This is a genomic window from Streptomyces sp. NPDC055025 (assembly GCF_053608565.1).
Genome location: NZ_JBSGVS010000010.1, coordinates 1 through 17430, shown reverse-complemented (window position 1 = coordinate 17430; position 17430 = coordinate 1). Strand labels below are relative to the sequence as shown.

The 17430-nt window shown below is 69.4% G+C and carries 16 protein-coding genes; 11 read left to right on the top strand and 5 right to left on the bottom strand.

Annotated features, from left to right (window positions below):
• Positions 1-2: 2 nt before the first annotated feature.
• Together ACWGDX_RS08800 and ACWGDX_RS08795 are read left to right on the top strand one after the other, a co-directional pair.
• Entirely contained in the window at positions 3-1106 is a 1104-nt protein-coding gene (locus ACWGDX_RS08800; protein WP_453623619.1) for a FecCD family ABC transporter permease, read from the top strand.
• Positions 1107-1110: 4 nt separating this feature from the next.
• The gene (locus ACWGDX_RS08795) at positions 1111-2043 is read left to right on the top strand and encodes an ABC transporter ATP-binding protein (protein WP_453623617.1); all 933 of its coding nucleotides are present in this window, start codon (positions 1111-1113) and stop codon (positions 2041-2043) included.
• A 53-nt stretch (positions 2044-2096) separates the two neighbouring features.
• Here ACWGDX_RS08795 and argB read toward each other — a convergent pair whose 3' ends face one another.
• Positions 2097-3011, bottom strand: a complete 915-nt coding sequence (gene argB / locus ACWGDX_RS08790) for an acetylglutamate kinase (protein WP_453623615.1) — start codon at positions 3009-3011, stop codon at positions 2097-2099.
• Positions 3008-3955 (bottom strand): methionyl-tRNA formyltransferase, encoded by a 948-nt coding sequence (locus tag ACWGDX_RS08785; RefSeq protein ID WP_453623613.1) that lies wholly within the window; start codon positions 3953-3955, stop codon positions 3008-3010. The genes argB and ACWGDX_RS08785 overlap by 4 nt, the downstream gene beginning before the upstream one ends.
• A 77-nt stretch (positions 3956-4032) precedes the next feature.
• On the opposite strand from ACWGDX_RS08785, the gene ACWGDX_RS08780 reads away from it, so the two are divergent.
• A complete protein-coding gene (locus tag ACWGDX_RS08780) occupies positions 4033-5376 on the top strand; it encodes a lysine N(6)-hydroxylase/L-ornithine N(5)-oxygenase family protein (protein WP_453623611.1) in 1344 nt (447 codons plus the stop codon).
• Between the two features lie 196 nt (positions 5377-5572).
• Complete coding sequence (locus ACWGDX_RS08775; protein ID WP_453623610.1) at positions 5573-7030, top strand: dihydrolipoyl dehydrogenase family protein; 1458 nt, start codon at positions 5573-5575, stop codon at positions 7028-7030.
• Positions 7031-7076: 46 nt separating this feature from the next.
• Here ACWGDX_RS08775 and ACWGDX_RS08770 read toward each other — a convergent pair whose 3' ends face one another.
• Positions 7077-7658, bottom strand: coding sequence for a TetR/AcrR family transcriptional regulator (locus ACWGDX_RS08770; RefSeq protein ID WP_453623767.1), 582 nt, complete (start codon positions 7656-7658; stop codon positions 7077-7079).
• A gap of 135 nt (positions 7659-7793) precedes the next feature.
• Between ACWGDX_RS08770 and ACWGDX_RS08765 the strand changes: the two genes are divergently transcribed.
• From ACWGDX_RS08765 to ACWGDX_RS08750, 4 genes are all read left to right on the top strand, one after another.
• A complete protein-coding gene (locus tag ACWGDX_RS08765; protein WP_453623608.1) occupies positions 7794-9617 on the top strand; it encodes a flavin-containing monooxygenase in 1824 nt (607 codons plus the stop codon).
• Positions 9618-9631: 14 nt separating this feature from the next.
• The gene (locus ACWGDX_RS08760; RefSeq protein WP_453623606.1) at positions 9632-11302 is read left to right on the top strand and encodes a hypothetical protein; all 1671 of its coding nucleotides are present in this window, start codon (positions 9632-9634) and stop codon (positions 11300-11302) included.
• Between the two features lie 96 nt (positions 11303-11398).
• Positions 11399-12166 carry an SDR family NAD(P)-dependent oxidoreductase gene (locus tag ACWGDX_RS08755; protein WP_453623604.1) on the top strand — a complete coding sequence of 256 codons (768 nt, stop codon included), beginning with the start codon at positions 11399-11401 and terminating at the stop codon, positions 12164-12166.
• 242 nt (positions 12167-12408) lie between these two features.
• A complete protein-coding gene (locus ACWGDX_RS08750) occupies positions 12409-13164 on the top strand; it encodes a dienelactone hydrolase family protein (RefSeq protein ID WP_453623602.1) in 756 nt (251 codons plus the stop codon).
• 249 nt (positions 13165-13413) lie between these two features.
• Here the strand turns inward: ACWGDX_RS08750 and ACWGDX_RS08745 are convergent, their stop codons facing one another.
• Together ACWGDX_RS08745 and ACWGDX_RS08740 are read right to left on the bottom strand one after the other, a co-directional pair.
• Entirely contained in the window at positions 13414-14358 is a 945-nt protein-coding gene (locus tag ACWGDX_RS08745) for an aldo/keto reductase (protein WP_453623601.1), read from the bottom strand.
• Between the two features lie 135 nt (positions 14359-14493).
• Positions 14494-14928 carry a hypothetical protein gene (locus tag ACWGDX_RS08740; RefSeq protein ID WP_453623599.1) on the bottom strand — a complete coding sequence of 145 codons (435 nt, stop codon included), beginning with the start codon at positions 14926-14928 and terminating at the stop codon, positions 14494-14496.
• A 386-nt stretch (positions 14929-15314) separates the two neighbouring features.
• On the opposite strand from ACWGDX_RS08740, the gene ACWGDX_RS08735 reads away from it, so the two are divergent.
• The 3 genes from ACWGDX_RS08735 to ACWGDX_RS08725 form a co-directional block, all read left to right on the top strand.
• Positions 15315-16301, top strand: a complete 987-nt coding sequence (locus ACWGDX_RS08735) for a class I SAM-dependent methyltransferase (protein WP_453623597.1) — start codon at positions 15315-15317, stop codon at positions 16299-16301.
• A 279-nt stretch (positions 16302-16580) separates the two neighbouring features.
• Positions 16581-16916 (top strand): hypothetical protein, encoded by a 336-nt coding sequence (locus ACWGDX_RS08730; protein WP_453623595.1) that lies wholly within the window; start codon positions 16581-16583, stop codon positions 16914-16916.
• Between the two features lie 68 nt (positions 16917-16984).
• Positions 16985-17430, top strand: a 446-nt coding sequence (locus tag ACWGDX_RS08725) for a hypothetical protein (protein ID WP_453623593.1), incomplete at its 3' end; no start/stop codon positions are given.

Here is a 17430-nt window from a genome sequence, read left to right as displayed (position 1 = left end):
ACATGACCGGTCTGCTGTCCCCCCGTACCCCCGCCTCCGCCCCCGCCCGTACCGCGCCCCGGCTCCCCGCCCGTGTCGCGTTCCGGCTGGCCCGCCCGCCGGTCTCCGGTGTGATACGGCCCCGGCTGGTCGTCGTCGCCGGCTGTCTGGCGCTCGTCGGCTTCCTGGTGTTCTGCCTCGGCATATCCGTGGGCGAGGTCCCGATCGGCATCACCGAGGTGATGCGGTCCCTGGCCGGGTCCGGCGATCCGGGCACCGATCTCATCGTTCATGAGCTGCGGCTGCCGAGGGCGCTGGCCGGGCTGCTCGTCGGCATCGCGTTCGGAGTCTCCGGCGCCCTCTTCCAGACCATGACGCTCAATCCGCTCGCCAGCCCGGACATGATCGGTATCACCCAGGGCGCCGGTGCCGCCGTGGTGGCCGGTATCGTCCTCGGCTGGGACGCGGGTCTGAGCACCCAGTCGCTGGGCCTGCTCGGCGCGTTGGCCACCGCACTGCTGGTGTACGTCCTGGCCTGGAAGCGCGGCACGACCGGCTACCGGATCGTGCTCGTCGGCATCGGCGTCTCCTGGATCTGCACCAGTCTCACGGACTATCTGATGGCGCACGGCGGCCAGTTCGAGGCACAGGCATCGCTCGGCTGGCTCGTCGGCAACCTCAACGGGCGTGACTGGAACGCCGTCGGGCCGCTGGCGACCGCGCTGGCCGTACTGGTACCGGTCGCGCTGCTGCTCGGCCGCTGGATGAGAACGCTCCAGCTCGGCGACGACGTGGCGAAGGGGCTGGGAACGCCCGTACAGGCGGTCCGTCTGGCCACCCTGCTCGCGGGAGTCGGACTGATCGCGTTCGGCACGGCCGCGGCCGGCCCGGTCGCCTTCGTGGCGCTGGCCGCGCCCCAGGTCGCCCAGCGGCTGGCCGGTACCGCCTGGCCCCCGCCGCTCGCGGCCGGTCTCACCGGCGCTCTGATGGTGCTCTCCGCCGATCTGCTCGCGCGCGAGGTGATCCCGGGCACCGAACTCCCGGTCGGCGTCGTCACCGGAGTGCTCGGCGCCCCGGTCCTGCTCTGGCTGCTCGTCCGTGCCAACCGCGTCGGCTCAGGAGGCTGAACCCGTGTCATCGAATCCCGTACCTCACGCCGGTCCGGATCTGCGGGCCGAGGGCCTGCGGCTGGCGTACGACAACCGTGTGGTCGTCGACGGCCTCGATGTGGCGATACCACCGGGCCGGATCACCGCGATCGTCGGGGCCAACGCGTGCGGGAAGTCCACCCTGCTGCGGGCGCTCGCCCGGCTGCTGTCGCCGCGCGCCGGTTCCGTACGACTGGACGGTCTCGCCCTGCACTCCATCCCGACCCGGGAGCTGGCCCAGCGGCTCGGCATACTGCCGCAGAGCCCGGTCGCGCCGGAGGGGCTGACGGTCGTCGACCTGGTCGGCCGCGGCCGTTCACCGCACCAGACCTGGTGGCGGCAGTGGTCGAAGAGCGACGAGCAGGCCGTCCACGACGCGCTGCGCGCCACCGCCATGACGGACCTCGCGGACCGTCCCGTGGACGAACTCTCCGGCGGACAGCGGCAGCGCGCGTGGATCGCGATGGCGGTCGCCCAGGGCACGCCCGTACTGCTGCTGGACGAGCCGACGACCTATCTCGACCTGGCACACCAGATCGACGTGCTGGATCTGGTCAAGGACCTCAACCGGCACGAGAAGCGCACGGTCGTCATGGTGCTGCACGATCTCAACCAGGCCTGCCGTTACGCCGATCACGTCATCGCGATGAAGGCGGGCGCGATCGCGGCGGAGGGCGCTCCGGCCGAGGTGATCACCGCTCAGACGGTCGAGGACGTCTTCGGGCTGCGCTGCCAGGTGGTCACCGATCCGGTCAGCGGAACGCCGATGGTCATCCCGGTGAGCCGCCACCACGACACGCCCCCGGGGCCGGCCGCCGAGACACCGGACCGGCCCGCGGCCGACACCGCCGCCAACGCCGACACCGACACCGACACCGACACCACGGAACGGCCCGCCGCCTCCGCGTCGCTCTGAGACGGTGGCGGCCCGGGGCCCGTTCGTACCCGGGCCCCGCGCCGCCGTCCGGATCAGGGCACCGGCACCGTGCTCGCCGGGCGGAACGGAGGCAGGCTCCCCGTCTCCTCGTCCTCCGGCGCCGTATCCGGCAGGACCGTCGTACCGCCGCGCCCCGGGTGGAGCAGACCGGTCAGCAGGGCATGGGCGACCCTGCCGTCGAGGACCCGCGCCGTACGGACTCCGGCCCGGACGGCGTTCCCGCACGCCTCCATCTTCGGCAGCATGCCCCCGTCCAGCCCCGGCAGCAGCAGGTCCAAGTCGCCCGCGGTGAGCCGCTCGACGATCCGGTCGCTCTGAGGCCAGTGGGCGTACAGACCCGCGACATCGGTGAGGACCACCAGTGTCCAGGCCTCCAGGGCGACCGCGATCGCCCCCGCGGCCGTGTCGGCGTTGATGTTGTAGACCTCCCCGGACTCCCCGCGGGCCACCGGCGAGATGACGGGGATATGACCGTGGTCCAGCAGCATCCGCACGAATGTGGTGTCGACCTTGGTGATGTTCCCCACCAGGCCGATGTCGACGGCCTCGCCGCCCGCCTCGCCGTACCGCCGCTCGGCGACGAGGGTGTGCGCGTCCTCGCCGGTGAGACCGACGGCGTACGGTCCGTGCTCGTTGAGCAGGCCGACGAGTTCGCGCTGCACTTTGCCGGAGAGCACCATCCGTACGACGTCCATCGTCTCCGGGGTGGTCACCCGAAGGCCGGCCGCGAACCGTGAACCGATCCCGAGACGCTTGAGCTGGGCACTGATCTGAGGCCCGCCGCCGTGCACGACGACCATCCGCACACCGGCGCGGCGCAGCCTCACGACATCGTCCGCGAAGGCGCGCGTCAGCTCCTCGTCCACCATCGCGCTGCCACCGAACTTGACGACGACGGTCCGGCCGCGCAGCCGCTCCAGCGCCGCCGGGGCGGGGAACCCGTTCACGGGCGGGCGGTCAGGTAGCCGCCCATCGTGCGGAAGTAGTCCGTGGCGGCGTGTTCGGTGCCGTCCTCGGTCCGCAGGCGCCTGATGACAAGGCCCTTGCTCCGGCCCGTACGCGCGTCGGGACCGGCGACGATGACCACACCGTCGCCCTCGCGGATGAAGATCCGGCCCGGGGTGCCACCGTAACGCGCCTGCGAGAGCGCCGCCGAGACGATCCGTATGCGCCGGCCGCGGTGATGGGTGAAGGCGTTGGGGTAGGGGTCCGACTGCGCGCGGATCAGCCGCTCCAGGTCCTCGGCGGGCCAGGACCAGTCGATCCGGCTGTCCTCGATGGAACGCTTGTGGAAGAAGCTGGCCCTGGAGCGGTCCTGCGGGACCCATCGGGCGGTGCCGGAGGCGATGGCGTCGAGGGAGTCCGTCACGATCGGGCCGATGAGGTCGACCGTCCTGTGGAAGAGATCCGTGGCGGTGTCGGTGGCTCCGACCGGCACGGACCGCTGGAACACGACGTCACCGGCGTCGAGTTCAGCGTCCATCCGGTGAGCGGTGACCCCGACCTCCGGCTCTCCGTTGATCAGCGCCCAGATCAGCGGGGAGAAGCCCGCGTAGGCCGGCAGCAGCGAATCGTGGACATTGAGCGTGCCGTGCGGGGGCAGGTCGAAGATCTCCGGGGGCAGCCACGTACGCCAGTTGTTCGCCACGATGATGTCGGGGGCCGCCTCGCGCAGTGTCCGCAGCAGTTCCTCGTCGTCGGGCCTGTTCCGCAGAAGTACGGGTACGCCGTGCTTCTCGGCCAGTTCGGCCACCGAGTCGTCCCAGATCTTCTCGTAGACGTGATCGCTCTTGGGATGGGTCACGACCAGGACCACTTCGTGCTCGGAGTCCAGCAACGCTTGGAGGGTCCGGTGACCCCAGGTTTGGTAGCCGAACATGACGACCCGCATGGTGAATCCTTCCTCAAACATTGCAAGGTAAGCCTTACCTTACCTAATATGTAATCACTTAGGGAGGCGATGACGCGGTGAACCCACTGCAGAGCGGGCCGGACTTCATCCATGACGTACTGGGTATCGGCTTCGGGCCGTCGAACCTGGCTCTCGCGATAGCAGTCCAGGAGCACAACGCACGGAATCCGGACAATGAACGGATAAGTGCCGGATTCCTGGAGAAGCAACCCCGTTTCGGCTGGCACCGGGGCATGCTGATCGACGACGCCACGATGCAGGTCTCCTTCCTCAAGGACCTGGTCACGATGCGGGATCCGACGAGCGACTTCAGCTTCCTGTCGTATCTGAGCGACCGGGGCAGGCTGGTGGACTTCCTCAACCAGAAGACGCTGTTCCCGCTGCGCATCGAGTTCCACGACTACTTCGAATGGGCCGCGGCCCGGGTCGGCGATCTCGTGACCTACGGTTCCGAGGTCGTCTCGGTGGAACCGGTGACGGCCGGGGGCGAGGTGCGCTGGCTGGACATCGGCACCCGCGATCCGGCCGACCCCGAGCGGCTGATCGTGCGCCGGGCCCGCAATGTCGTGGTCGCCACCGGTATGGAGCCCCATCTGCCGCCGGACACCGCCCTGTCGGACCGTATCTGGCACAACAGCGAACTGATCCCCAGGGTGGCCGGGCTGACCGGCCGTCACACCCCGGTGCGGCGCGCCGTGGTGCTCGGCGCCGGGCAGAGCGCGGCGGAGGCCGTCGACTATCTGCACCGCAACTTCCCCGACGCGGAGATCTGTTCGGTATTCGCCAAGTACGGCTACACCCCGGCCGACGACAGCCCCATGGCCAACCGGATCTTCGACCCCGAGGCAGTCGACATCTACTACAACGCGCCGCGCGGGGTGAAGCGGTCGCTCTTCGACTACCACCGCTCCACCAACTACTCCGTGGTGGACATGGACCTGATCGAGTCCCTGTCCCGGACCATGTACCAGGAGAAGGTGCGGGGCAGGCCCCGGCTGCGCATGCTGAACGTCTCCCGGATCCGCGAGGTCGAAACACACGACGACCGGCTCGACGTCACCGTGGAGTACCTGCCGACCGGCGAGCGGGAAGTGCTCGCCGCCGACATCCTCGTCCACGCCACCGGCTACCGGCCGCAGGATCTCGGTGAACGCCTCGGCGGGATCGGCAAGCTCTGTCTGCGCGACGAGGAGGACGCGCTCCTGGTCGGCCGGGACCACCGGGTCGTGACCGCCCCGAATGTGACGGCGGGCGTCTACCTCCAGGGCGGCACCGAGCACACCCACGGGATCACCTCGACCCTGCTGTCCAATACGGCGGTGAGGGCGGGCGAGATACGTGACGCCCTCCTGACGGAGCGCCGTACGAGGAGCTTCCCGACCACGGCCGAGGCGCACTGACGCGCCCTGACGCGCTCTGACGCACGCCGGGCGGGCGACCGGTGGAAGCGGACGGGCAACCGGCCGAAGCGGGGAGGTCTTCTTCGCGGTGGTCTTCCTCCGTCCTGGCATGTCGCGCACGCTCACCCCCTCGCACCGTGTGATCCGATGGCGGGCGCGGCCCCGCGGCGGAAGATGCGAAGGATGGGAGCGGATCATGAGCGAAGCAGCAGGAGTCCCGGCGGAGAACACGTATGACGTGATCGTCATCGGCGCGGGCCCTGTCGGCCAGATCGCCGCCGAACGGGCCCGCGCCGCCGGACTGAGTGTCGCGGTGGTGGAGAAGGAACTGGTCGGCGGCGAGTGTTCCTACTGGGCGTGCATCCCGAGCAAGGCACTGCTGCGCCCGGTCGTCGCCGTCGGGGACGCCCGCCGTGTCGAAGGCGCGCGGGAGGCGGTCTCCGGTCCGCTCGACGCGCCGGGTGTGTTCGCCCGCCGCAACCGTTTTGTGCACAACTGGGACGACGGCGGACAGGCCGACCGGCTCGCTGGCGTCGGCGCCGAGCTGGTCCGCGGCCATGGGCGGCTGGACGGGCCACGCCGGGTCGCCGTCACCCCCTCCGACGGCGCGCCGGTGGTACTGGCCGCCCGGCACGCCGTGGCCGTGACCACCGGCAGCGACGCCGTACTGCCCGACCTGCCCGGTGTCACCGAGGCCCGGCCCTGGAGCAATCGCGAGGCCACCGACTCCAGCACGGTCCCCGGGCGGCTCGCCGTCGTCGGCGCCGGCGGTGTCGGTGTGGAGATGGCCAGCGCCTGGCAGGGCCTGGGAGCCGCGGTCACCCTGCTCTCCCGCCGCCCCGGTCTGCTGCCCCGGATGGAGCCCTTCGCCGGTGAGGTGGTCGCCAACGGGCTCAAGGAGGCCGGGGTGGACGTGCGCGTCAATGTCTCCGTCACCCGGCTCAGCCGTCCGGACGGCACCGGACCGGTCACCCTGACGCTGGACGACGGCGGCGAACTGGAGGCCGACGAGGTGCTGTTCGCCATCGGCAGGACCCCGCGCACGGACGACATCGGCCTGGAGACGGTGGGCCTCACCCCCGGGTCCTGGCTGGAGACCGACGAGACCTGCCGAGTACGGGACGTCGAGGCCGGCTGGCTGTACGCGATGGGCGATGTGAACCACCACGCCCTCCTCACACATCAGGGCAAGTACCAGGCACGGATCGCCGGCGACGCCATCGGCGCCCGCGCCACCGGACAGCCGGTCGACACCTCGCCCTGGGGTGCCCACGCCGCCACCGCGGACCGGCACGCGGTACCGCAGGTCTTCTTCTCCGACCCGGAGGCGGCGGCGGTCGGCCTCTCCGCCGAACAGGCCGAGCGGGCCGGTCACCGTGTGAAGGTGGTCGATGTCGACCTCGGCGAGGTCGTCGGCGCGAGTCTGTACGCCGACGGCTACCAGGGCCGGGCCCGTATGGTGGTCGACCTCGACCGAGGCCATCTGCTCGGGGTGACCTTCGCCGGCCCCGGTGTCAGTGAGCTCCTCCACTCCGCCACCGTCGCCGTCGCCGGGCAGGTCCCCGTCGAACGGCTCTGGCACGCCGTGCCCTGCTTCCCCTCGATCAGCGAGGTCTGGCTGAACCTGATGAAGGCCTACCGGGACAGCGTGTGACGAAGGCCTGCCGGGACTGAGTCCCGTGCCGGCGGAGCGCGCTCTCTCAGCGGGGGTTCTGCCAGGTCAACGGGGTGGCCAGGCGGATGAGGTCGACGACGTTCCGGTCGGGCTGCTCAAGAGCCGCCTGGCCGACGACGCGGAGTACCGCCAGAAAGGCCGCGGCCAGGAACCGCGCCTGAAGACCGGCGTCCGGTCCGGCACGGAAGCGCCGCTCCACCACGGTGGCCAGATCCCGTTCGAACGCGGTGTAGGTGGCGACCAGTTCGGGAAGCAGCGAGGGATGCGTGCGCAGCGTTCGGTAGCGTCGCTCATCGGCGGCGCTCCCCGGCCGTTCACCGCTCATCTGCTCGGCGGCCCGGGTCAGCGCCTCCAGGGGGGATTCGAGCTCGGGGCGGGCGTGGACGAGTTCGACCAGCCGCGCCACTTGTGTCCGGTCACGGTGGAACAGCGCCTGTTCCTTGCTGGAGAAGTAGTTGGAGAACGTGCGCCGGGAGACGAAGGCCGCGTCGGCGATCGCCTCGACCGTGAGGTTCTCCACCCCGTGCTCCATGGCGAGCCGTACGGCCGCGTCATGGAGTGCCTGACGGGTCGCCGCCTTCTTCCGTTCACGCAGACCTGCGGACATCACCCGGTGAGCATAGCCCCGGAGCGCAAACATGCACACAGGGCAATCTTGCGCGATGGGAAGATTTTTGTGAGGCTACGGAGGCCGCTCCAGTGGCTCACCACCACGGTCCGCAGAGAGGAACAGGACACCCCTATGTCCGCCCCCCACACCTCGCCCTCCCCCACCGGCCCGCGGGATCCCGGATTCGACCCCGAGGCGCTCCGGGCCCGCTACCGCGCCGAACGGGACCGCAGGATCCGGCCCGAGGGCACCGGGCAATACCAGCGCACGGCCGGGCGGTTCGGCTACTACGCCGACGACCCGCACGCCGATCCGTCGTTCTCCCGCGACCCGTTGCACGACCGGGTCGAGGCCGTCGTCATCGGTGGCGGACTCGGCGGACTGCTCGCCGGCGCACGCCTGCGCCAGGCGGGCGTGGACTCGATCCGGGTGATCGAGCAAGGCGCGGACTTCGGCGGGACCTGGTACTGGAACCGGTACCCCGGCATCCACTGCGACATCGAGTCGTACGTCTATATGCCGCTGCTCGAAGAGGTCGGCTACCTACCGAAGTGGAAGTACGCGCCCGGCGAGGAGATACGGCAGCACGCGCGGGCCGTCGGACGGACCTTCGATCTGTACCGCGACGCCTGTTTCCAGACCCGGGCGACCGAATTACGCTGGGACGAGAACGAGTCGGAGTGGATCGTCGGCACCGACCGGGGCGACCGGATGCGGGCACGCTACGTGGTGGTGGCCGGCGGAACGCTCAGCCAGGCGAAACTCCCCGGCATCCCCGGCATCGAGACCTTCAAGGGACACACGTTCCACACCAGCCGCTGGGACTTCGCGTACACCGGCGGTGACGCCGACGGGAATCTGCACCGGCTCGCCGACAAACGCGTCGGCCTGATCGGCACCGGCGCCACCGCCATCCAGTGCGTACCCCATCTCGGGGCCGGCGCGGAGCGGTTGTACGTGTTCCAGCGCACGCCCTCCTCGGTCGACACGCGCGGCAACCGCCCCACGGACGAGAACTGGGCCGCCTCACTGACCCCCGGCTGGCAGCGCCGCCGCATGGACAACTTCCTCACACTGGTCACGGGCGGCCGGGCGGACGAGGACCTGGTCGACGACGGCTGGACCAGCAGCGCCCGGCTCCAGCAGAAACTCATCCCGACCAACAGCTACGCGGACGTTCCGGCGGACGAGCGGGAACACGCGTACGAAATGGCCGACTTCCAGAAGATGAACGAGATCCGCGCCCGGGTCGACGCCGTCGTCGAGGATCCGTCGGCGGCGGAGACGCTCAAGCCCTGGTACCGCTACATGTGCAAGCGGCCCACGTTCAGCGACACCTATCTGCAGACGTTCAACCGGCCGAACGTCACCCTGGTCGACACGGCCGACAGCCACGGTGTGGAACGCGTCACCGAGAACGCCGTGGTGGTGGGCGGGGTCGCCTACGAGGTCGACTGCGTCATCTTCGCGACCGGCTTCGAGGTCGGTGCCTCCGCGATCCTCAACGGATCCCTGCCGGTGCACGGCAGAGGAGGCGTCACCCTGGCTGAGGCGTGGAAGAACGGTCCGAGGACGCTGCACGGCTTCTACAGCCACGGCTTCCCCAATCTCTTCCAGCTCGGTCCGCTGCAGAACGCCAGTGCCGTCAACTTCGCCCATGTCCTCGACGAACAGGCGATCCATGTGGCCGAAGTCGTCGCCCAGGCGCGCAGGAGGCGGGCCCGTTATGTGGAGCCTTCCGGTGAGGCGGAGGCGGCCTGGGTGGCCACGATCCGCCAGAAGAGCGCCGACCTCTACAGCTTCCAGGCCGAGTGCACCCCCGGCTACTACAACAACGAGGGCATGCCACGGGAGCGCGGCCAGTCCTACGGGGACGGGCCCGTCGCGTTCCATGAACTCCTCAGGCACTGGCGCGAGGACGGCGGGATGACGGACGTCCTCGTCGGGTCCGAGTGAGAGGGCGCGAGAAGGTGACGGAGTCGGGGACCGCGTATCCCAGCCGATATGACAAGACCGGCCGTGAGCGGCCCACGAGCAGCCGCTGGAAGGTGAAGAGGCTCAATCCGCCGAATCCGCTGTGGGGTTCGAACGGTGTCGCCTTCGGGCCCGACGGGCGCCTTTACGTGGCACAGTTCCTCGCCGGCCGGATCAGCGCCGTGGACCCGGTCAGCGGGGACGTCGAGGTGGTGGTGCCGATGGACGGTCCGGTCCGGTCGCCCGACGACCTCGCCTTCGGGACGGACGGCTCGATGTATATCGCCGACCTGGTGCCCGGCAGGGTGTGGCGGCGTACTCCGCACGGCGAATACAGCCTCGTGTCCGATCGGATGAAGGTCCCCAACGGCATCACCTGTGTCGGAGACCGGCTCTTCGTCAACGAGATGAGGATGAACGGCCGGCTGATGGAGCTGTTCCCCGACGGCCGTGACCCGGTGGTGCTGACCGACGGACTGGCCCTGGGCAACGCGATGCAACTCGGTCCGGACGGTTGTCTGTACTACCCGCACATGATCAGCGGTCAGGTCTGGCGTCTGTCCCCCGACGGCGGTACACCAGAACTGGTCGCGGAGGACGTGCACGAACCGGTCGCCGTACGCTTCGACCGGGGTGGCGTCATGACCGTCCTGTCACGCGGCGCGGCCGGCATCGTCACCCGGATCGACCTGCACGGAACCGGCTCCCGTTCGATCGTCACCAGCGGTGTCGTGGGTCTGGACAACGCGGCCTTCGACGCGGAGAACCGCATGTTCGTCTCCAGTTTCGCGAGCGGCGGCGTCACCGAGATGCACCCCGACGGGCGGACCCGGGAGATCGTTCCCCGCGGACTCGACGGCCCCTTCGGGGTGACGGTCGATCTGGCGGGCACGGTCTACGCGGCCGACCACTACCGGCTGGCCGGCCCCGAGAGTCCGGTGGAGGGCGACGGGAGCGGTGTGACGACACACGCCCTCATGCCCTTCGCCCACGGGATCGCGTCGGAGGGCACACTCCTGCACCTCACATCGCAGTACGGCGAGGTCCGGACCTACGACTCCGAGCACCGGACGACGCGGGTACGGGCCAGAGGACTGAACCGGCCCATGGGGATCGCGGTGGACCCTGGCGGCCGGCTCGTCGTCGCCGAGTCGGACGCGGGCCGGGTCCTGGCCATCGATGAGCACGACACCGTCACCGTACTCGCCGACGGGCTCGAACACCCCGTGGACATAGCCTTCGACGCCGAGGGGCGCTGTTATGTCAGTGACGACCGGACCGGGGCGGTGTTCCGGATCGGCGACGGGGAGACGACGGCCGTCGCGGAGGGTCTCGGCGCGCCGCAGGGACTGGCCGTCCTGGGCGAGGAGTTGTTCACGGTGGAGACCGCGCCGCGCCGGCTGCGGGCGATCTCCCTCACCACGGGGGAGAGCAGGATCGACGCCGAGAACTTGGCGGTCGGAGCGCCCCCCGGCCTCACCGCCCGAACCGAACCGGCGCTCTTCACCCACGGTATGCCGGGCTTGCCCATCCGGTTCGCCGGCCTCGCCGCCTCGCCCGACGGCTCGCTCCTCCTCTCGGCCGACGGCGAGGGCACCGTACTGAGGCTGTCGCCGTCCCGGGCTCACGGCGCCACCACCGGCAGCGGGAGCACCACTCCCGACTGACCGTTGCCCCGCTCGTCAGCAAGCCGACCAGTCGGAAAGCCAGGGAGCCAGGGAGCCGGGCAGCCGGGCAGCCGGGCAGCCGGGAAGGAACACATCATGATCAGCACCGATCTGGCAGGACGCGCTGTCATCGTCACCGGGGCGGCGTCCGGTATCGGGCGGGCCGCCGCACTCAGGTTCGCGGACGAGGGCGCGAGAGTTCTCGTCGCCGACCTCGACCAGGAAGGCGCCGCCTCGACCGTCGAGGAGATCGAGCGGGCGAAGGGCACCGCCCTGGCCGTCGTCGGTGATCTCGGCGAACAGCGGGTGGTCGACGAGGTCGTGGGCAGGACCGTCGAGGCCTTCGGCGGTGTGGACGTCCTCGTGAACAACGCCGGTGTCATGGACCGTATGTCAGCCGTCGGCGACACCGACGACGCCGAGTGGCAGCGCACACTGCGCGTCAACCTGACCGCACCGTTCATGCTCACACGGGCGGCCTTGCCGCACATGCTGGCGGCGGGGCGCGGCTCCATCATCTTCACCGCCTCCGAAGCCGGTCTCCGCGGCAGCGCGGCCGGTGCCGCGTACACCGCCTCGAAACACGGCGTCATAGGCCTCGTCAAGAACCTCGCGGTGATGTACCGGAAGCAGGGCATCCGCGCCAACGCCATCGCGCCCGGTCCGACCGCGACGAACGTCAAGGTCGACGCGGTCCCCGGAGCCCATGGCCCCGCGACGGTCGGGCAGCTCATAGGCGCCACCATCGGCCGGATGGGCAGCGCCGAGGAGCAGGCCGCGGCCATCGTCTTCCTCGCCTCCGAAGCGGCGGCCTTCATCAACGGCGCCATTCTGCCGGTCGATGACGGCTGGGCCGCCATCTGACCGGCCTCCCGCACCTGGAGACGCCCGCCGGACCGGTGAAGGCATCGCCCGCAAGCCGCTTCCAGCCCCTTCCGGCTCTTTCCAGCTCCTTCCAGCCCTTTCCGCTTCACCGGAGGCCGGGTGATCTCCTCGTCGCGATGCTCCGTAACGTGAGCTTCCGACGGGACCGGTCCCGGTCACCCCATGACCGAGGTCATGGACGGGTGTCACACCCACCACACATGACGAAGAGAGCCAGCCGCATGACCACCGTGCACGGATCGACCATCGACATCCCCACCCAGGACGGCATCGCCGACGCCTATCTGACCCACCCCGACGACGGCGTCCCGCACCCCGCCGTCCTGTTCTACATGGACGCCTTCGGACTGCGCCCGCACTTGACGAAGATGGCGGACCGTGTGGCCGCGGCGGGCTACACCGTCCTGGTACCCAACGTGATGTACCGCCACGGACGGGCTCCCGTGGTGGAACTCCCCGAGTTCATCAACCCGGCCGAGCGCCCGGAGATCTTCCAGAACCTCCGCCCGGCCATGCAGTCGCTGACACCGGAGGCGGCCATGCGTGACGCCGGTTCCTACCTCGCGTGGCTGAGCGCCTCGCCTCTGACCATGGACGGACCGGTGGGTATCACCGGCTACTGCATGGGCGCCGGCCTGGCCCTGCGCACCGCCGGCACCTATCCGGACCGGGTCGCCGCCATCGCGGGCTTCCATGGCGCGTACCTGGCGAGCGAGGCGCCGGACAGTCCCCATCTGCTCGCCGACCGCATCACCGCCGAGGTCTACTTCGGCCACGCCGACCAGGACTCCGCGATGCCCCCGGAGCAGATCGACCGCCTTGAGGACGCTCTCACCGCCGCGGGTGTCGTGCACCACACCGAGGTCTACGACGGCGCCCACCACGGCTTCACACAGGCCGACACCGCGGCGTACGACGCCGGGGCCGCGGACCGCCACTGGAAGGCACTCCTGGACCTGCTGGGCCGCGCCCTCTGATCCGCGCTTTCTGATCCGCGCTTTCTGATCCGACGGGACAGACGTCCCTTCCCGCTTCCGGGTCCGGTCCTCCGGCAGCACGACGGCCCGTCACAACACCGCCCGTTCCACGGGCGCGGGTCTTGTGCCGTCCGCCGTGACCGGGGTGAGGGGGCGGCGCGCGCCCGGCTCACCGCCCCCGCCGCCCCCCACCACCAACAGGACGCCCGTCCCCCCTGACACCCTGACACGGGCGTCACGGCGCCGGATTCAGGCGGACGCCTCCGTCAGCTCGGTCATCTCCGCGTCCGTCAGCCGGAAGTCGCTCATCGCGAGCAGCGGGGGGAGCTGTCCGACCGTACGCGCGGACGCGATCGGCGCGACCACGGTGGGCCGTTGCGCCAGCCAGGCCAGTGCGACCGTCGCCATCTCCGCCCCGCGCGCCTCGACGATCTTGTCGAGCGTGGCGAGGACCCTGGCGGCGCTCTCGGACTCCAGATACGGGGCGACCCGGTTGAGCCGGACGCTGTCCACGGACGTGCCGGGGCGGTACTTGCCGGTCAGGAAGCCCGCGGCGAGCGAGAAGTAGGGGAGGCAGCCCATACCGTGGCGCTCGACGATGTCCTGCAGCTCGCCCTCGTAGCTGTCCCGCGAGACCAGGTTGTAGTGCGGCTGGAGCGCGGCATAGCGTGCCAGACCCTCGCGTTCGGAGAACGCGAGGGAGGCGGACAGACGCTCAGGGCTGATGTTGGAGGCGGCTATCGCACGGACCTTGCCCTCCTTCACCAGGGCGTCGAGGGTGGTGATGATCTCCTCGACCGGCACGGACGTGTCGTCGAAGTGTGTGAAGTAGAGGTCGATGTAGTCCGTGTCGAGCCTGCGCAGCGAGGCCTCGGCCGCTGCCCTGATGTTGGCGGGCGCCAGGCCCTTGAACTGCGGGTGGATGCCCACCTTGGTGGCGACGACGACATCGGAGCGGTTGCCGCGCGCGGCCATCCACTTGCCGATGATGGTCTCGGACTCGCCGCCCACATTGCCCGCGGCACCCGCGGTGTAGGTGTCGGCGGTGTCGACGAAGTTCCCGCCGGCGGCGACGTAGGCGTCAAGGATCGCGAAGGACTCTGCCTCGTCGGCGCCCCAGCCGAAGACATTGCCGCCGAGGCAGAGCGGGTGAACCTTGAGATCGGACGAACCGAGCGTCTTTCGTATAGTCATGCGCTCAGTCTTTCGTCATCTGATACCTGACACCACCCGACACTGCCCGCACCCCGGCGGCCGGGCAGGGAGCCGGGGCGCACTGGCCGTGTCACCCTCGACCGTCACCTGGTCGTCCGGCTCCGCGCATGATTCTTACGCGACCCAGCAGTACAGCCCCTGGTGCTGCCTCGCGGCGCTGCGGGCGAGTGCGGCCAGATCGCTCAGGATCTGACCAGCCACATCCGCCTCGATGACCTCTCCGTCCTCCGCTCGCCGCCCGACCCACGAGGCCGCGATCTCGTGCAACCGCAACCGCTCCGCCCGGACGAGGGCCGTGAACAGGACGTGAGAGACCACAAAAACGACACAGCCGTCATCGGCCTCCCCAGCGATGACGCGCGGCTCACCGGTGTCGACGCGGTCCTCGAAGTCGCCACCATCAAAGAGGCACTCCCACTCGACCACAGCTTCCTCAGGATCGAAGTTGCCGCACGAAAGCGCTTCGAAGACACGTCCCGGCCCGGTCCCCAGCGCGAGAGCGGCTGACGCGTCATCCGGGGCGACGAAGAACTCAACGATGATGCTCACCCGTGCATGATGCCCGACTCCGATCAAACCCCTTCAGAATCAATCATCTGGAGTACCCACTCCGAAGCACCACCTCAGCCAGGCCTCACCCCCTGGTCTCGGTCGGTGAACCGGGACACGACAGGTAATGCCTGGTGAGGAGCGGTGAACCGTCTGTGCACGAGCTGCCGCCGGGGGCGGCGCGTACGGCGTTCGCCGCGCGGTCACCCCGACGCCAAGATCAACCCGCTCGGATCCATAAAGGGAACATCGGCGCAACACTGTGCGTCCGGAACATGAAGGGTGAGGAAATCTTCGAATCCATCGCTGGTTTTCATCGACGAATCTCCCACGAAATGACGTTTAATATCGCGACCCGTCCAACCGACTGAGACCCCGAGGTACCCGTGGCGCCGCTCAGCAAGCTCTACCAACAGATCAACGACGTTGTGCTTCCGGACGCGATCCCTTACTCCCAGGTGAGCGCGTGGGAATTGCGTTTTCTCTACCTGTTGGGACGCCATCGGCTGACGGGAGAGGGCAAGGTGATCGAGCTGGGGTCGGGCGGCGGCGGCTCGACGTACGCGTTCGCGCTCGGTCTGAAGGAGAACCCCGCCTTCGACGAGAGAAAGAACAAGCTGCACGCGTACGACTTCTTCCGGGTCGGCAAGGGCACCTTCGCCTCCGAGAAATTCTTCTCCGCCGGGGTCGCGCCCGAAGACAGCAACTCCTTCCTCGACGACTTCAAGGACAAGCTGAACCCGTTCATCGACTTCATCGAGCTGCACCCCGGCGACATCTGGCAGACGTCGGACCCCGAGGACCACAGCCCCATCGAGTTCCTGCACGTCGACATCGCCAAGACCTCACGGGTCTTCCGCTGTGTGGCCGAGCGCTTCCTGCCCCGCCTGGAGCCGGGCTCCGTGCTGCTGCACCAGGACTTCGCCAGCCCCCGGCTGCCGTGGCTGCACTACAGCACAGGTCTGCTGCTCCCGTACATCGAGATCGCCGGGCCGCCCATCCGCTCCACACTGGCCTTCGAGGTGGTCAAGCCCATCCCGCAGGATGTGCTCCAGGCCATAGCCGAGGACGCCTTCGACATCGACGAGAAGCTGAAGCTGATGTCGGCCGTCCAGGACGTCGTCGACCGGGATTACACCAAGGGGATCCCGTTCAAGGCCGTGATCGAACTCGCCAAGGCCTATGTCGCCCACTACGAGGGTGACCACCGCCGCGCCTGGAAGATAGCCAAGCCGCTGACCTCGGACGAATACCTGAGCCGGACCCGCAAGGACCACTTCGCCCAGCTGGAGAAGGCGCTGAAGGAGGCCAAGCCCAGCGGCGGATCCTCTGGTCTCGCCAAGCTGGTCAAGAAGGTGACGGGCAGGGCGTAACCGCCGGCTGGTGGCGGGGGGCGCGGAAGCGCCCCGGGGTGGTGGCCGGCGCCGGTACGCAGACCGGGGGATACCGGCCGCGATCATCGTCGTGGCGACCACGGGCGGCACCTGGACACAGGTCCCGCCGGTGCCCGGCCCATCCCCAGCCACCACGCACCAGGCCACCACGCACCACGCCACCGAGGCCTGTCCCGCAAGGACCTGTCCGGCTTGAGGGCCTTGAAAAGGGCGCGGCGGGGCCACACCGATACTGTGCGGAGGCTGAGGTTCGCAGGAATGGCGAAGGCTCCGGGGGGCCAGTGGGGACGCGGCAGGCTGCCTGTGGAGAACGCGGGCGACGGCGACCTGTGTCTCTTCATCGAGCCGTACGGTGAGGACTACTGGCTGAAACCCGGGGAGGTCTTCACGGTCGCACCCGACGCCGAGGGAATCGATGTCTGGTTCTCCACCTCTATCTGGCGGGAGGGCATCACGGTGTGGCTCTATGAGGACGGCGACCCTCACAAGATTGTCCTGGAGTACGCGGTCGCGGATGCCAACGGCACCCGGCTGGAGTGCGGTCACCAGAGGCCTCCGAAGCCCGCTGACTCCGACGCGGCCGAGCTGGAGTGAATCCCTCGGTCACCGGCTCGGAGCAAGATGGTACGGCTGGGCGATGGCGGGCATGGCGGGAGACCGATTTGACGGACGACGCGACCGGCACCGGCCTTCAGGAGGCGTCGGAGGCCGGTCATGTCTTCGGTCCGCCGATCCGGCGGATCTTCCGGGACGTCGTCGTCGATCGCCTGCGGGGCCTTCGGCCTCCGCAATCGGCGATGTTGTTCAGTCCTTCGGCGGACCCGTCCTGGAACGACAGGGGCTTCCTGCGCGACTTCTACAGCGAGATCCTCCACCAGGACACCTGCCAAGCGGACACCGCCGACGGCGTCGCCCTGCTTTCCGCCCTCGCCACGGACGACCGAGTCCCGCCGCGGCACCGGTTCGAGACGGTGAGCCTCCTGTTCGGCATCGCCACCGTCGCGGAACGCCATCTAGGGCCTCTCGTTTGGATCTTGCTGGGCTCGCGTGCCCTGGCACCGCGCCTCGCCGCGTTGTCGTCGGTCGCCTACGCTCCGCGTGGACTCCC

What these genes read in the sequence shown, in the direction of transcription:
- ACWGDX_RS08770 (WP_453623767.1), bottom strand. Translation starts at nt 7,658, where the DNA reads ATGTCCGCAGGTCTGCGTGAACGGAAGAAGGCGGCGACCCGTCAGGCA.
- ACWGDX_RS08785 (WP_453623613.1), bottom strand. Translation starts at nt 3,955, where the DNA reads ATGCGGGTCGTCATGTTCGGCTACCAAACCTGGGGTCACCGGACCCTC.
- ACWGDX_RS08765 (WP_453623608.1), top strand. Translation starts at nt 7,794, where the DNA reads ATGTCCGCCCCCCACACCTCGCCCTCCCCCACCGGCCCGCGGGATCCC.
- ACWGDX_RS08755 (WP_453623604.1), top strand. Translation starts at nt 11,399, where the DNA reads ATGATCAGCACCGATCTGGCAGGACGCGCTGTCATCGTCACCGGGGCG.
- ACWGDX_RS08730 (WP_453623595.1), top strand. Translation starts at nt 16,581, where the DNA reads ATGGCGAAGGCTCCGGGGGGCCAGTGGGGACGCGGCAGGCTGCCTGTG.
- ACWGDX_RS08800 (WP_453623619.1), top strand. Translation starts at nt 3, where the DNA reads ATGACCGGTCTGCTGTCCCCCCGTACCCCCGCCTCCGCCCCCGCCCGT.
- ACWGDX_RS08750 (WP_453623602.1), top strand. Translation starts at nt 12,409, where the DNA reads ATGACCACCGTGCACGGATCGACCATCGACATCCCCACCCAGGACGGC.
- ACWGDX_RS08775 (WP_453623610.1), top strand. Translation starts at nt 5,573, where the DNA reads ATGAGCGAAGCAGCAGGAGTCCCGGCGGAGAACACGTATGACGTGATC.
- ACWGDX_RS08745 (WP_453623601.1), bottom strand. Translation starts at nt 14,358, where the DNA reads ATGACTATACGAAAGACGCTCGGTTCGTCCGATCTCAAGGTTCACCCG.